Source organism: Cedecea sp. Ae19-4 (assembly GCF_059801165.1).
Genome location: NZ_JBCHWG010000001.1, coordinates 46,396 through 62,071, shown reverse-complemented (window position 1 = coordinate 62,071; position 15,676 = coordinate 46,396). Strand labels below are relative to the sequence as shown.

The following is a 15,676-nucleotide window of genomic DNA, read 5'->3' as shown; positions in this document are numbered from 1 at the left end:
TTTCAGCCAGCCCTCGCGCGATTGCGGTGCGGGGGTTAGGTGAATTTTTAAGAAAGACAGAAACGACGAAGGCCTGAGTCATTGCTGACTCAGGCCTTCTGAATTGTGGCGGAACGGACGGGACTCGAACCCGCGACCCCCTGCGTGACAGGCAGGTATTCTAACCGACTGAACTACCGCTCCGCGTTTTGTTCCCCGTCGGGAACGAAGCGGATATTACGGATTGCCCCGATAACCGTCAACGCTTTTTATCATAAAATTAACCGTTTGCCGCAAAAATCACCTGAGTGGTGATTTTTAACTCGTTTTGGCTATTTTTAGCTGCGCCAGAGGCAGCTGCCGCCCTTCTTCTGCACCAAATCAAGGCGCGATTCATGGGCCACCAGCTCTTCATCACTGGCGTGGATCACCCGCATACCTGTTGCACGACGTACCACGCGCTGAATGCCGCCGCTGCCCTGCTGCTGCTGCACATCACCTTCCATAGAAAATTTGAGTGACGTTTGCCCGCCGGTCATCATCAGATAAACGTCGGCCAGGATTTGGGCATCGAGCAATGCGCCGTGCAGCGTACGTTTGCTGTTGTCTATTTCATAGCGAGAGCAGAGCGCATCGAGGCTGTTCCGCTTGCCCGGGAACATCTTACGGGCCATTGCCAGGCTGTCGGTTACCTTACAGAAGGTATCCGTTTTAGGAATGTCGCGCCGCAGCTTGCTGAACTCGTAGTCCATAAAGCCGATATCAAACGAGGCGTTATGAATGACCAGCTCGGCGCCGCGAATGTAGTCGAGGAACGAGTCTGCAACCTGATCGAAGGTCGGCTTATCCGCCAGGAACTCGTCCGCAATACCGTGAACGCCAAAGGCTTCCGGATCCACCAGCCGGTCGGGCTTGAGGTAGACGTGGAAGTTGTTGCCCGTCAGGCGACGGTTGATCACTTCAACCGCACCGATCTCGATAATGCGATGCCCTTCGTAATGAGCACCGATCTGGTTCATACCGGTGGTTTCGGTATCGAGGACTATTTGTCTGGTGGGGGTAGAAATCATATAGCTGTGCTCATCGCGCTCGTTTGTGTCAGACTTGACGTTTTCATCACAGGAAGTCTACCAGAGATGCGTAAACAGGTAGAAGTTTTCACCGATGGCTCCTGCCTGGGGAATCCAGGGCCGGGCGGCTTCGGGGCAATTTTGCGGTACAAGCAGCACGAGAAAATCTTCAGCGAAGGGTTTCGTCTCACCACCAATAACCGCATGGAAATGATGGCCGCTATCGTCGCGCTTGAGGCGCTGATCGAACCCTGCGATGTGGTCCTCAGCACCGACAGCCAGTACGTCCGCCAGGGCATTACCCAGTGGATCCACAACTGGAAAAAACGCGGCTGGAAGACGGCAGATAAAAAGCCGGTGAAAAACGTCGATTTATGGAAGCGCCTGGACGCCGCCCTGAGCCATCACCAGATTAAGTGGGAATGGGTCAAAGGGCATGCGGGACACCCGGAGAACGAACGCTGCGACGAACTGGCGCGCAACGCAGCCTCCCGCCCTACTCATGAGGATGTGGGTTATCAGCCGGACGCGGCGGCACCTTAGCAACGGCTTCGCGGTACTGCCGCGTGGCCCCTACCGCCGAGCGAATCTGATTTTTCGCTTTGCGGCTTTTCATTGGGTTCAGCGTCAGCGGCAGCGTGCGTTTTCGCGCCACGATAACGTGCATACAGCCCAGCGCCGGCAGATGCGTACTCAGCAAACGCCCACCTTGCTTATGCCAGGGCAGGACCTGAAAACTGCGCCGGTACATCACTTCAAAATTCAGTAACGACAGCCAGTCTTGTTGCCTCATGGGGGTAAACATTCGGCTATTATAAGGCACACGCTTACGCAGGAACGGGACCATTTTCCCCAGCCCCAGCAAGCTAATGGGATTAAAACTGCTGAGCACGATCCAACCGTCGTCGATCAGGACACGATCCACTTCCCGCAGCAGGCGGTGGGGATCAGGGCACCAGGGTAACGTGTGGGCCAACAGGCAAGCATCCACCGACTTCGCCGCAAAAGGCAAGTGCAGAGGATCGGCATTAACCTGTAGGTGTTCACCCTGCAGGGCCACATTAACCTGATGCGAAATCGCACACGCTTCGGTGTTCACTTCCGCACTCAGGTTGCCAATTTTCAATAAGTGAAAGCCGAACATTTTCGCCAGCCACGGGCGGAGCTGCTCTTCGAGCGCATCCCGATAGTGTTCTCCCCACCGCAGCTGCGCCCAATGATGGGGGGAAGTGATAATCTCAGGTATCCTTGCCGGTTTCATCACTACCTTCTTAATGGCCATAGAGAGGTTGAACTATGAATCTTAACAGTATTCGTGCCTTCCAGGATAACTACATCTGGGTGCTTAATAACGAGCAGGGAAAATGTGTGATCGTTGACCCTGGCGACGCCGCACCGGTATTGAGGGGAATAGAGGAAAACGGCTGGCAGCCAGAGGCCATTCTGCTGACCCATCATCATGCCGATCATGTGGGTGGCGTTCAGCAATTAAAGGACAAGTTTCCGAAGATTAAGGTCTACGGCCCGGAGGAAACCCGACAGAAAGGCGCCACTCAGATCGTGGGCGAAGGGGATAAGTTTAGTCTGCTTGGGCGTGAATTTCGCGTGATAGCAACACCTGGTCACACTTTAGGACATATCTCCTTTTTTAGTTTTCCTTATCTATTTTGCGGCGACACAATGTTTTCAGGCGGCTGTGGAAGGCTTTTTGAAGGCACGGCATATCAGATGTTTAATTCATTTCAAAAGCTTAATGAACTCCCCGCCGATACACTGATTTGTTGCGCACATGAGTACACGGAATCGAACATAAAGTTTGCCTTAAGTATTCTACCCCATGATGAGCATTTAACGGGATACTATCGAAAAGTTAAGGAGTTACGCGCAAAAAATCATTCAACATTGCCGTCTTCCCTGCAAACTGAACGTGAAATAAATATTTTTTTACGCACTGAAGATGTTGTTTTAAAAGAAGAAATAAAAAAAGAAACAAACTTGCAACAACCCCATGAGATATTCGCCTGGTTAAGGACAAAGAAGGACAGCTTCTGAATATTCTGGTTGTGTTGTCGAAAAGGCGACGGTATCATCGCTCGTCTTTTAAGCAACCATTGACACACACATGAAGGCAAAAGCGATACTACTCGCCTCTGTCTTGCTTGTCGGGTGCCAGGCGTCAAAGCATGATGCCAACATTCAACAGCACGCACAGAGTCTGTCTGCAGCTGGTCAAGGTGAAGCAGGAAAGTACACGGGTCGAGCGACCTCCGCGCGATGGATGGATGATGGAACCTTCCTCGCGCAAGATCAAAACCTGTGGAACTTCATCGGCAACGAGCTAAAGATGGGGATACCGGAAAACATCCGTATCCGCGAACAGAAACAGAAGTACCTGAGTAATAAGAGCTATCTCCACGATGTAACATTACGGGCAGAGCCGTATATGTACTGGATTGCCGGGCAAGTTAAGAAACGCAACATGCCAATGGAACTAGTACTACTACCCATAGTGGAGAGCGCTTTTGACCCCCACGCGACGTCTGGTGCAAATGCCGCAGGCATTTGGCAGATTATCCCAAGTACGGGGCGCAATTACGGTCTGAAGCAGACCAAAGCGTACGATGCACGCCGTGATGTAGTGGCTTCCACCACTGCCGCACTGGATATGATGCAGCGTTTGAACAAGATGTTTGACGGCGACTGGTTGTTGACCGTGGCGGCGTACAACAGCGGTGAAGGCCGCGTGCTGAATGCTATTAAAGCGAACAAATCGCGGGGTAAACCTACCGATTTCTGGTCGCTGGCTTTGCCACGTGAAACAAAGAGCTACGTACCGAAAATGCTGGCGTTGAGTGACATACTCAAAAACAGTCAGAAGTACGGCGTACGTCTGCCGACAACGGATGAAAGCCGCGCGCTGGCGCGTGTTGAAGTAAGCAGTCCGGTTGAGTTAACGCAGGTCGCCGAAATGGCAGGCATGTCGCTCACCAACCTGAAGACCTTCAACGCCGGCGTGAAAAGCACCACCGTTGGAAAAAATCAGCGCTATGTGATGGTGCCGAAAAAGCATGCCGAGCAGTTGAAAGCCTCTCTGGCTTCAGGGGAAATCGATGCTTTACAGCCAACGTTGGTGGCGGATAACCGTCTCAACGCGGGTGGCAACAAATCCTATAAAGTGCGTTCAGGGGATACTCTGTCCAGCATTGCTTCACGCTTGGGTGTGAATACTAAGGATTTGCAGAGCTGGAATAACCTGCGCGGTTCGCACCTCAAAGTTGGGCAGACGCTCAGCGTGAAAGGTGGCGCCACGCAGCTGGCTGATAACAGCAGCATCACTTATCAGGTGCGCAAAGGCGACTCGTTGTCGAGTATTGCTAAACGTCACGGCGTGAACATCAAAGATGTGATGCGCTGGAACAGCGGTACCGATGACCTGAGACCGGGTGACCGTTTGACGCTGTTTGTCAGCGGCAACAGCTCGCCGGATACCTGATAGCCAGAACAAAAAAGGCACCTTACGGTGCCTTTTCTTTTTTACCTCACGCCTTTCGCGCTTCCAGCATGATGATATCGCTGGTGAATGAGCCGTCCCGCTGCAATTCAAAGTATTGTTTCACCTCGTCAGAGGCGCTTTTTTGATAGGCGCGGATTGCGTCCGATAACACTATCGGCGTGCGCATTCTGGCGATCCAGCTGGTAAATTCCAGATTCAACCTGTCACACAACACGCTGTGCGTGACCAGGCCCGCCTCATTGAACAGGCTAAGCCACTCTCCGCTGGAATAATTACGCACATGCGAGGTATCTCGAAGCGCCTCGACCGTTTGCAGCCAGATATCCTTAACCGGATGGCCTGGCGAGGTCACATCCATAAAGATGGCAATACCACCGGGCTTAAGCACGCGCTTTACTTCGCGCAGCGCCTGACCAACATCGTGCCAGTGATGCGCTGAGTAGCGACTGATCACCACGTCAAAAATACCGTCGTCAAACGGCAATGATTCCGCGTATCCCTGACGCGTCGCGATATTCGCTATTCCGCGCGTTGTTGCCGCTTCAGCAACGACCGCCAGCATCTGCTCGGACAGATCATAAGCCACCACCGATTTCACTTTAGCCGCGGCAATAAAGCTGGCGTGCCCTGCCCCGCATCCCATGTCCAGGAGCGTGGCATGAGGGAAGTCATTCAGCCTTGCGCTAAGCCGCTCCAGATCGCGCCCGGAAGCATGAACCGTACTGGTCAAATAGGCGCTGGCCTGAGATCCAAACTGCTGGCCAACTTTGTCGTGATGGGATTGCGTTGTCATCGTTATGTCCTTGCGGTTAAGTGAGAAAAAGGGCAGCGCACAGGTCTGCCCAACGGCAGACCTGACGAACCTTATTTCAGCTCAGGCTTGCCGGGACGGAATTCAACTAGTAGCGGATTATGGTCTGATGCACGAGTCACCAGCACCGAAGCTTCGGTGACGTTCAGGCCACGATAGAACACAAAATCAAGAGGGCGACCAAACGCCCGGCGGCGGTGATCGTCAGTAAAGCGGACTTCACGGAGCGTCATCTCGCGGGCAAAGCGGAAGAGCGCGTTCATGCGTGGACGGCTCCAGGCATTGAAATCACCGGCCATGATCACCGGCCCGTTGTGATGCCCTATCTGGTCTCCAATAGGCCCCAACTGCTTGCTGTAGACATCGACACCGAGGCTAAAATTGACGGCATGGATATTAATCACCATCAACATGCGTCCGTCTGGCAGCGGATAAACCGTGACCAAAGCGGATTTAGACAGGCGCAGGATCGGCTCGCGTTCACGCAGCGGGCAGCAATATACCGGATGGGCTGCAGACAGCGTCATCACGCCAGAAGGATGCTGGGGTAAAACAAAGGCAGGAACCTGGTCGGCAGCCAGATAGTTAGAAGTCGCAAACCTGACCAGCTCAGGCGTCGTTTGCGCTTCCTGGAGCAACATCAGATGTGCGTCTTTGCCGAAGGTTTGCAGCACTGAAAGCCAGTCGGCCCGCTGCTGCTTAAAGATGTTCCACACCAGAACGCGAATTGTGTCCTGACCGGGTAAAGGTTCACCGGGGGGTAATGCCTGGCCGATAGTCGCGAACGAGCCAGGAGGCAGAATGCGCTCTGCTGGCTGTCCGGCTACATATCTCATGGCATAGGTATTCTTGTGCACGTTTGGCTAACGACCTCAGTAACTCAACTTGCCCGCAGCTCGCAGGCTATCTTTCAGTTATAGGGACTTTAGCGCAGACTTTCAACGACCATTACAAACCATTGCCTTTCCGGAACGTAAACAATCACGCTCCGGAAGGATAAAACTTAACCGATGGCAACCCGTGATTGCTTATCGAGTCGGCCACTTAAGCCTATTAACAGCAGTGCCAGAACAACAATCACGGCGCCAATCCAGGGCGTTTGCGCCAGGCCGAAGTTCTGTACAGTCTGACCGCCAATAATGGAGCCCAGGGCAATCCCTACGTTAAAAGCCGCGATGTTGAGCCCAGAGGCAACATCTACCGCGTTGGGCGTGTATTGTTCAGCTTTTTGGACAACATAAACCTGTAATCCCGGCACATTGCCGAAAGCAAAAACGCCCATCACCAAAATCGTCAGCAAGGCAGCAACATGTGAATGCGCTGTGAACTGGAAGACCAGAAGTAACGCAGCCAGAGCAGCAAAGATAAACTTCAGAGCCGGCACCGCACCGTGACGATCCGCCAGTTTCCCACCCCAGATGTTACCTATAGCCACCGATACGCCATAACCGAGCAGGATCCAGCTAACCGCAGAAGGTGAGAAGCCGGCCAGATCCTGCATCATTGGAGCAAGGAAGGTGAAGGCGGTGAACACGCCACCATAGCCCAGAGCAGTAACCAGATAGATCAGTACCAGACGCGGATGCGTCAGGACCTGTAATTGCTCTTTTATTCCCGCCATCGCACGGTTAGGAATATCTTTCGGGATAAGGATCATGCTGCTGATTAACGCGATCACGCCAATAGCCGAGACCGCGAGGAAGGTTTCACGCCAGCCAAAATGCTGCCCGATGAAAGTGCCTAATGGCACGCCGGTCACCAGCGCTACCGTCAGGCCACCAAACATAATGGCAATGGCCGAAGCTGCTTTCTCTTTAGGCACAAGGCTTGTCGCAATCGTAGAGCCAATAGAGAAAAACACGCCGTGCGCCAGGCCAGTTAGTAGACGAGCCACAACCAGGGTCTCGTAATTAGGCGACAGCCAGGCAATAACGTTGCCCACTGTAAAGAGAGCCATTAGCCCAATCAGCAGCTGTTTACGCGGCAATCTACCCGTTAAAGCGGTCAGGACAGGCGCGCCAATGGCTACGCCCAGGGCATAGATAGAAACCAGCAATCCTGCCGACGGCACGGAGATCGCGAGTTGTTCAGCGATGGTCGGCACAAGCCCGACAATCACAAATTCGGTAGTACCGATTGCGAAAGCACTGATTGTCAGTGCCAGAAGCGCCAGAGGCATAATTTACTCCATAACAGGTGTCTTTTGATGACACGCAGTATGGCGGGATGCTTAAATAACAAAAATATGTAAAATCTCAATAGAATTTTGCTTGTGGAGCAACAATGAAGGCTACATCGGAAGAACTTGCGATTTTCGTTGCCGTAGTAGAAAGCGGGAGTTTTAGCCGCGCAGCAGAACAGCTGGGACAGGCTAACTCTGCGGTAAGCAGAACGGTTAAAAAGCTGGAGATGAAGCTGGGAGTAAGCCTGCTCAACCGCACAACCCGGCAGCTGAGCCTGACGGAGGAAGGTGAACGCTACTTCCGTAACGTGCAGCAGATTCTGCAGGCGATGGCCGCAGCCGAAAATGAAGTGATGGAAAGTAAGCAAACGCCGCGGGGATTATTGCGCATTGATGCCGCAACGCCGGTAATGTTGCATTTACTGATGCCGCTGATAAAACCGTTCCGCGAACGCTACCCGGAAATGACGCTCTCGCTAGTCTCTTCAGAAACCTTCATTAACCTCATCGAACGCAAAGTCGATGTGGCGATCCGCGTGGGCAATTTAACCGACTCAAGCTTACGTGCTCGCCCACTCTTTAGCAGTTATCGCAAGATTATTGCATCACCTGAATATCTGGCGGCACACGGTGTGCCGGAGACTGCCGACGATTTGATGAATCATGTCTGCCTGGGCTTTACCGAGCCGTCATCTCTTAACCGCTGGCCTGTTTCACAAGCGGATGGGCAGCTTTTTGAGATCAAGCCTGGGTTATCTTCGAATAGTGGCGAGACACTTAAGCAGCTCTGCCTGACGGGAAACGGCATTGCCTGCCTGTCGGATTTTATGATTGATAAAGAGATTGAGAGCGGAGAGTTCATTGAGGTGCTTGCCGATAAACTTTTGCCGGTCAATATGCCTTTCAGTGCGGTGTACTATAGCGACCGGGCGGTCAGTACACGTATTCGTGCATTTATTGATTTTCTGAGTGACGCAGTAAAACGGCCCCATGCAGGGCCGTAATCAGGATCAGTTATCCCACTTAGGTGCCAGACCTTCCGGGCTCACCAGGCGGTCATTGCATTCCAGAGCAGCAATAGCCGCCATGTCTTCTGCATCCAGCTTCAAGTTCAGCGCCTGCAGGTTGCTTTCGAGATTCACACGTTTGGTAGATGAAGGAATGACTGCGTAACCCAGAGCCATCGCCCACGCCAGAATCACCTGAGCAGGGGTCGCCTGATGCTTCTGTGCAATGCGGCCAATCGTTTCGTCTGCCAGTGCCTTGCCATACGCCAGCGTCATGTAAGACGTGATGTGGATGTTATGCTGTTTTGCCCACTCAACAACGGTGCGGTTTTGCAGGTATGGCGACAGTTCGATCTGGTTAGTCGCAATGTTTTCAGCGCCAATGGCGTCAATGGCCTGCTGCATCAGCTCTACCGTAAAGTTCGAAATCCCAATCTGGCGAGTCAGACCCGCTTCTTTCGCCGACAACAGCGCCTGCATAAATTCAGCAACCGGTACGGCGTCGTTTGGTGATGGCCAGTGGATCAGGGTCAGATCGACATAATCAGTATTCAGTTTCGCCAGGCTATCCTTCAGGCTCGGGATCAGCTTGTCCTTACTCAGATTTTCGATCCAGATCTTGGTGGTGATAAACAGTTCATCACGCGGAATACCGCTTTCTTCCAGGGCCTGACCAACAGCCGCTTCATTATCATAGATTTGAGCAGTGTCTACTGCGCGATAGCCCAGTTCCAGCGCAGTTTTAACCGATGCGATGACGACGTCGTCTTTCAGGCGGAAAGTGCCCAGACCGAATGCAGGAATTGCCATTATTAACCTCATTATAGGGTGTGCGTTTGTATGAGGCAGAGTATGCAGGGGAGAACTTTGATGAAAAAGGCAGATAAATGCAGAAGATTTTTGCTAAATCAGCAACAATGCCGCCGTGTGTGATGAAATTTAAAAACAAAAAAGCCCTGAGTCGAAGACTCAGGGCTTAAATAAGTGGCGGAACGGACGGGACTCGAACCCGCGACCCCCTGCGTGACAGGCAGGTATTCTAACCGACTGAACTACCGCTCCACCGAATTTTTCTACAACCACCGGTTTGTTGCCCCGGTTTACTGCTTAATTTGATGCCTGGCAGTTCCCTACTCTCGCATGGGGAGACCCCACACTACCATCGGCGCTACGGCGTTTCACTTCTGAGTTCGGCATGGGGTCAGGTGGGACCACCGCGCTACGGCCGCCAGGCAAATTCTGTTATTGACCGTTATATCTCTATATAACCATCAATCTAATCCTGAACTAAGCTGAAAATCTTTCGTCTCTGAAAACACCTTCGGTGTTGTAAGGTTAAGCCTCACGGATCATTAGTACTGGTTAGCTCAACGTATCGCTACGCTTACACACCCAGCCTATCAACGTCGTCGTCTTCAACGTTCCTTCAGGACCCTTAAAGGGTCAGGGAGAACTCATCTCGGGGCAAGTTTCGCGCTTAGATGCTTTCAGCGCTTATCTTTTCCGCATTTAGCTACCGGGCAATGCCATTGGCATGACAACCCGAACACCAGTGATGCGTCCACTCCGGTCCTCTCGTACTAGGAGCAGCCCCCCTCAATTCTCCAGCGCCCACGGCAGATAGGGACCGAACTGTCTCACGACGTTCTAAACCCAGCTCGCGTACCACTTTAAATGGCGAACAGCCATACCCTTGGGACCTACTTCAGCCCCAGGATGTGATGAGCCGACATCGAGGTGCCAAACACCGCCGTCGATATGAACTCTTGGGCGGTATCAGCCTGTTATCCCCGGAGTACCTTTTATCCGTTGAGCGATGGCCCTTCCATTCAGAACCACCGGATCACTAAGACCTGCTTTCGCACCTGCTCGAGCCGTCACTCTCGCAGTCAAGCTAGCTTATGCCTTTGCACTAACCTCACGATGTCCGACCGTGATTAGCTAACCTTCGTGCTCCTCCGTTACGCTTTAGGAGGAGACCGCCCCAGTCAAACTACCCACCAGACACTGTCCGCAACCCGGATCACGGGTCTACGTTAGAACATCAAACATTAAAGGGTGGTATTTCAAGGTTGGCTCCACGCAGACTGGCGTCCACGCTTCAAAGCCTCCCACCTATCCTACACATCAAGGCTCAATGTTCAGTGTCAAGCTATAGTAAAGGTTCACGGGGTCTTTCCGTCTTGCCGCGGGTACACTGCATCTTCACAGCGATTTCAATTTCACTGAGTCTCGGGTGGAGACAGCCTGGCCATCATTACGCCATTCGTGCAGGTCGGAACTTACCCGACAAGGAATTTCGCTACCTTAGGACCGTTATAGTTACGGCCGCCGTTTACCGGGGCTTCGATCAAGAGCTTCTCCTTGCGGATAACCCCATCAATTAACCTTCCGGCACCGGGCAGGCGTCACACCGTATACGTCCACTTTCGTGTTTGCACAGTGCTGTGTTTTTAATAAACAGTTGCAGCCAGCTGGTATCTTCGACTGCCTTCAGCTCCACCCGCGAGGGGTTTCACTTACCGACAGCGTGCCTTCTCCCGAAGTTACGGCACCATTTTGCCTAGTTCCTTCACCCGAGTTCTCTCAAGCGCCTTGGTATTCTCTACCTGACCACCTGTGTCGGTTTGGGGTACGATTCAATGTTACCTGATGCTTAGAGGCTTTTCCTGGAAGCAGGGCATTTGTTACTTCAGCACCGTAGTGCCTCGTCATCACACCTCAGCGTTAATAAGCGTCCGGATTTACCTAAACGCTCCGCCTACATGCTTAAACCGGGACAACCGTCGCCCGGCTAACATAGCCTTCTCCGTCCCCCCTTCGCAGTAACACCGAGTACAGGAATATTAACCTGTTTCCCATCGACTACGCCTTTCGGCCTCGCCTTAGGGGTCGACTCACCCTGCCCCGATTAACGTTGGACAGGAACCCTTGGTCTTCCGGCGAGCGGGCTTTTCACCCGCTTTATCGTTACTTATGTCAGCATTCGCACTTCTGATACCTCCAGCAAACCTCACAGTTCACCTTCGACGGCTTACAGAACGCTCCCCTACCCAACAACACATAGTGTCGCTGCCGCAGCTTCGGTGCATGGTTTAGCCCCGTTACATCTTCCGCGCAGGCCGACTCGACCAGTGAGCTATTACGCTTTCTTTAAATGATGGCTGCTTCTAAGCCAACATCCTGGCTGTCTGTGCCTTCCCACATCGTTTCCCACTTAACCATGACTTTGGGACCTTAGCTGGCGGTCTGGGTTGTTTCCCTCTTCACGACGGACGTTAGCACCCGCCGTGTGTCTCCCGTGATAACATTCTTCGGTATTCGTAGTTTGCATCGGGTTGGTAAGCCGGGATGGCCCCCTAGCCGAAACAGTGCTCTACCCCCGAAGATGAGTTCACGAGGCGCTACCTAAATAGCTTTCGGGGAGAACCAGCTATCTCCCGGTTTGATTGGCCTTTCACCCCCAGCCACAAGTCATCCGCTAATTTTTCAACATTAGTCGGTTCGGTCCTCCAGTTAGTGTTACCCAACCTTCAACCTGCCCATGGCTAGATCACCGGGTTTCGGGTCTATACCCTGCAACTTAACGCCCAGTTAAGACTCGGTTTCCCTGCGGCTCCCCTATACGGTTAACCTTGCTACAGAATATAAGTCGCTGACCCATTATACAAAAGGTACGCAGTCACCCCATAAATGAGGCTCCCACTGCTTGTACGTACACGGTTTCAGGTTCTTTTTCACTCCCCTCGCCGGGGTTCTTTTCGCCTTTCCCTCACGGTACTGGTTCACTATCGGTCAGTCAGGAGTATTTAGCCTTGGAGGATGGTCCCCCCATATTCAGACAGGATACCACGTGTCCCGCCCTACTCTTCGAACTCACAGTATGTGCATTTTAGTGTACGGGAGTATCACCCTGTACCCTGCGACTTTCCAGACGCTTCCACTAACACACAAACTGATTCAGGTTCTGGGCTGCTCCCCGTTCGCTCGCCGCTACTGGGGGAATCTCGGTTGATTTCTTTTCCTCGGGGTACTTAGATGTTTCAGTTCCCCCGGTTCGCTTCATTACGCTATGTATTCACGCAATGATAGTGTGACGAATCACACTGGGTTTCCCCATTCGGAAATCGCCGGCTATAACGGTTCATATCACCTTACCGACGCTTATCGCAGATTAGCACGTCCTTCATCGCCTCTGACTGCCAGGGCATCCACCGTGTACGCTTAGTCGCTTAACCTCACAACCCGAAGGTGTCTCGTAAGACACAATCGATATTGTGAAAATTTGAGAGACTCGAACATGTCTTAACCTCATTCTTTATTACGGAAGAATAAGACGACATGTCGTTTCAATTTTCAGCTTGTTCCGGATTGTTAAAGAGCAAATATCTCAAACATGACTCTTTCAAGTCAGCTTTGAGATAGTTCGGCACGCAACTTTCACTTACATACCAGCAAGTGGCGTCCCCTAGGGGATTCGAACCCCTGTTACCGCCGTGAAAGGGCGGTGTCCTGGGCCTCTAGACGAAGGGGACACTGAAGTCTCAATCGCAAGACGCCTTGCTTCTCTACATCTATCAGACAATCTGTGTGAGCACTACGCGGGTTGTATCTTTTAGGTAAGGAGGTGATCCAACCGCAGGTTCCCCTACGGTTACCTTGTTACGACTTCACCCCAGTCATGAATCACAAAGTGGTAAGCGCCCTCCCGAAGGTTAAGCTACCTACTTCTTTTGCAACCCACTCCCATGGTGTGACGGGCGGTGTGTACAAGGCCCGGGAACGTATTCACCGTAGCATTCTGATCTACGATTACTAGCGATTCCGACTTCATGGAGTCGAGTTGCAGACTCCAATCCGGACTACGACGCACTTTATGAGGTCCGCTTGCTCTCGCGAGGTCGCTTCTCTTTGTATGCGCCATTGTAGCACGTGTGTAGCCCTACTCGTAAGGGCCATGATGACTTGACGTCATCCCCACCTTCCTCCAGTTTATCACTGGCAGTCTCCTTTGAGTTCCCGGCCGAACCGCTGGCAACAAAGGATAAGGGTTGCGCTCGTTGCGGGACTTAACCCAACATTTCACAACACGAGCTGACGACAGCCATGCAGCACCTGTCTCAGAGTTCCCGAAGGCACCAATCCATCTCTGGAAAGTTCTCTGGATGTCAAGAGTAGGTAAGGTTCTTCGCGTTGCATCGAATTAAACCACATGCTCCACCGCTTGTGCGGGCCCCCGTCAATTCATTTGAGTTTTAACCTTGCGGCCGTACTCCCCAGGCGGTCGACTTAACGCGTTAGCTCCGGAAGCCACGCCTCAAGGGCACAACCTCCAAGTCGACATCGTTTACGGCGTGGACTACCAGGGTATCTAATCCTGTTTGCTCCCCACGCTTTCGCACCTGAGCGTCAGTCTTTGTCCAGGGGGCCGCCTTCGCCACCGGTATTCCTCCAGATCTCTACGCATTTCACCGCTACACCTGGAATTCTACCCCCCTCTACAAGACTCAAGCTTGCCAGTTTCGAATGCAGTTCCCAGGTTGAGCCCGGGGATTTCACATCCGACTTAACAAACCGCCTGCGTGCGCTTTACGCCCAGTAATTCCGATTAACGCTTGCACCCTCCGTATTACCGCGGCTGCTGGCACGGAGTTAGCCGGTGCTTCTTCTGCGAGTAACGTCAATCACCAAGGTTATTAACCTTAATGCCTTCCTCCTCGCTGAAAGTACTTTACAACCCGAAGGCCTTCTTCATACACGCGGCATGGCTGCATCAGGCTTGCGCCCATTGTGCAATATTCCCCACTGCTGCCTCCCGTAGGAGTCTGGACCGTGTCTCAGTTCCAGTGTGGCTGGTCATCCTCTCAGACCAGCTAGGGATCGTCGCCTAGGTGAGCCATTACCCCACCTACTAGCTAATCCCATCTGGGTTCATCTGATGGCAAGAGGCCCGAAGGTCCCCCTCTTTGGTCTTGCGACGTTATGCGGTATTAGCTACCGTTTCCAGTAGTTATCCCCCTCCATCAGGCAGATCCCCAGACATTACTCACCCGTCCGCCGCTCGTCACCCAGGAGCAAGCTCCCCGTGCTACCGCTCGACTTGCATGTGTTAGGCCTGCCGCCAGCGTTCAATCTGAGCCATGATCAAACTCTTCAATTTAAAAGTGTTTGATGCTCAAAGAATTAAAACTGTTTATAAAATCAGTAGTCACTCTTCAAGACTTGATATTTGTTTGCATCCGGAGATGCTGAGATATCAATCCTGCGAGTGCCCACACAGATTGTCTGATAAATTGTTAAAGAGCAGTGAGTCAGTCGCTTTCGCTTGCTAACTCGAGGTGGCGTATAATACGCTTTCCTCTTTCAGAGTCAAGCGTTTATTTTCGCTTTCGTCTGACTGACTGCCGGGTTGTGAAGCCGCTTTCGAAGCCGCTTCGCCGTGTCAGTGGAGGCGCATTATAGGGAGTTCTCAGAGCCTGACAACCCCTAATTTGAAAAAACTTTCTGACAGCCTATTTTTTAAACGAAACGCTTATTTTTAGCGCTTTTTGATAAGTTTTGGCAGGTCCGCGAGGCTATTAATAACCACATCTGCGGCCGCCTCGCCTGCTTCTGTCACTGGTTTTCCAGTGCGAACCAGCACTTTAGTCCCCACCATTGCGGCAGCACCAGCCTGCATATCTTCAATTTTATCGCCGACCATATAAGAAGAAGCCATATCAATGTGCAGGAAGTCACGGGCAGAAATCAGCATGCCAGGCTGCGGCTTACGACAGTCACAAGTCTGGCTAAACTCTTTCACGCTCCCATCCGGATGATGAGGGCAATAATAGATGCCATCGAGATCGACGCCGCGGTCCGCCAGCGACCAGTCCATCCATTCGGTCAGGTTTTCAAAGTCAGCCTCGGTGAACATCCCGCGCGCAATGCCGGACTGGTTAGTCACCAGCACCAGAGCAAAGCCCATCTCTTTTAATTCGCGCATTGCATCTATAACACCATCAATAAACTCGAATCGGTCAACTTCATATACATAGCCATGATCGACATTAATGGTGCCATCGCGGTCGAGAAAAATAGCGGGTACGGACTGTGCCACTTGAGAACTCCTGA

At 52.3% G+C, this 15,676-nt stretch carries 11 protein-coding genes, 3 tRNA genes and 3 rRNA genes; 4 read left to right on the top strand and 13 right to left on the bottom strand.

The annotated features are described in order from the left end of the window. Positions 1–106: 106 nt before the first annotated feature. A tRNA-Asp gene (locus AAIE02_RS00305) sits at positions 107–183 on the bottom strand. A gap of 134 nt (positions 184–317) precedes the next feature. Next, positions 318–1,049 (bottom strand): DNA polymerase III subunit epsilon, encoded by a 732-nt coding sequence (gene dnaQ / locus AAIE02_RS00300; protein ID WP_008457272.1) that lies wholly within the window; start codon positions 1,047–1,049, stop codon positions 318–320. A 66-nt stretch (positions 1,050–1,115) separates the two neighbouring features. Here dnaQ and rnhA point away from each other — a divergent pair, with 66 nt between their 5' ends. After that, positions 1,116–1,592, top strand: coding sequence for a ribonuclease HI (gene rnhA / locus AAIE02_RS00295; protein WP_039290486.1), 477 nt, complete (start codon positions 1,116–1,118; stop codon positions 1,590–1,592). Here rnhA and AAIE02_RS00290 read toward each other — a convergent pair. Further along, positions 1,546–2,310 (bottom strand): class I SAM-dependent methyltransferase, encoded by a 765-nt coding sequence (locus tag AAIE02_RS00290; protein ID WP_336818457.1) that lies wholly within the window; start codon positions 2,308–2,310, stop codon positions 1,546–1,548. The two genes, rnhA and AAIE02_RS00290, sit on opposite strands and share 47 nt — an antisense overlap. Before the next feature lie 35 nt (positions 2,311–2,345). Here AAIE02_RS00290 and gloB point away from each other — a divergent pair, with 35 nt between their 5' ends. Beyond that, complete coding sequence (gene gloB, locus AAIE02_RS00285) at positions 2,346–3,101, top strand: hydroxyacylglutathione hydrolase (RefSeq protein WP_498531771.1); 756 nt, start codon at positions 2,346–2,348, stop codon at positions 3,099–3,101. 70 nt (positions 3,102–3,171) lie between these two features. Continuing rightward, a complete protein-coding gene (gene mltD, locus AAIE02_RS00280) occupies positions 3,172–4,542 on the top strand; it encodes a murein transglycosylase D (protein WP_498531770.1) in 1,371 nt (456 codons plus the stop codon). 46 nt (positions 4,543–4,588) lie between these two features. Here mltD and AAIE02_RS00275 read toward each other — a convergent pair whose 3' ends face one another. The 3 genes from AAIE02_RS00275 to AAIE02_RS00265 form a co-directional block, all read right to left on the bottom strand. Further along, entirely contained in the window at positions 4,589–5,356 is a 768-nt protein-coding gene (locus AAIE02_RS00275; protein WP_008457263.1) for a class I SAM-dependent methyltransferase, read from the bottom strand. 71 nt (positions 5,357–5,427) lie between these two features. Further along, complete coding sequence (locus AAIE02_RS00270; protein ID WP_008457262.1) at positions 5,428–6,231, bottom strand: endonuclease/exonuclease/phosphatase family protein; 804 nt, start codon at positions 6,229–6,231, stop codon at positions 5,428–5,430. Positions 6,232–6,377: 146 nt separating this feature from the next. Further along, positions 6,378–7,553, bottom strand: coding sequence for an MFS transporter (locus AAIE02_RS00265; protein ID WP_498531769.1), 1,176 nt, complete (start codon positions 7,551–7,553; stop codon positions 6,378–6,380). A 104-nt stretch (positions 7,554–7,657) separates the two neighbouring features. On the opposite strand from AAIE02_RS00265, the gene yafC reads away from it, so the two are divergent. Next, positions 7,658–8,560 carry a DNA-binding transcriptional regulator YafC gene (yafC, locus tag AAIE02_RS00260; protein ID WP_336983790.1) on the top strand — a complete coding sequence of 301 codons (903 nt, stop codon included), beginning with the start codon at positions 7,658–7,660 and terminating at the stop codon, positions 8,558–8,560. A gap of 6 nt (positions 8,561–8,566) precedes the next feature. Here yafC and dkgB read toward each other — a convergent pair whose 3' ends face one another. The 7 genes from dkgB to gmhB form a co-directional block, all read right to left on the bottom strand. Continuing rightward, the gene (dkgB, locus tag AAIE02_RS00255; protein ID WP_008457256.1) at positions 8,567–9,373 is read right to left on the bottom strand and encodes a 2,5-didehydrogluconate reductase DkgB; all 807 of its coding nucleotides are present in this window, start codon (positions 9,371–9,373) and stop codon (positions 8,567–8,569) included. Between the two features lie 175 nt (positions 9,374–9,548). After that, a tRNA-Asp gene (locus tag AAIE02_RS00250) sits at positions 9,549–9,625 on the bottom strand. Positions 9,626–9,680: 55 nt separating this feature from the next. Further along, positions 9,681–9,796: ribosomal RNA gene (gene rrf, locus AAIE02_RS00245) — 5S ribosomal RNA — on the bottom strand. 98 nt (positions 9,797–9,894) lie between these two features. Then, positions 9,895–12,801, bottom strand: a 23S ribosomal RNA gene (locus AAIE02_RS00240). A 221-nt stretch (positions 12,802–13,022) separates the two neighbouring features. Next, positions 13,023–13,098 (bottom strand) — tRNA-Glu (locus AAIE02_RS00235). An 85-nt stretch (positions 13,099–13,183) separates the two neighbouring features. Continuing rightward, positions 13,184–14,723, bottom strand: a 16S ribosomal RNA gene (locus tag AAIE02_RS00230). Together the 16S, 23S and 5S rRNA genes with 2 tRNA genes alongside form the textbook arrangement of a ribosomal RNA operon. Positions 14,724–15,101: 378 nt before the next feature. After that, a complete protein-coding gene (gene gmhB, locus AAIE02_RS00225) occupies positions 15,102–15,662 on the bottom strand; it encodes a D-glycero-beta-D-manno-heptose 1,7-bisphosphate 7-phosphatase (protein WP_336982883.1) in 561 nt (186 codons plus the stop codon). Positions 15,663–15,676 lie beyond the last annotated feature (14 nt).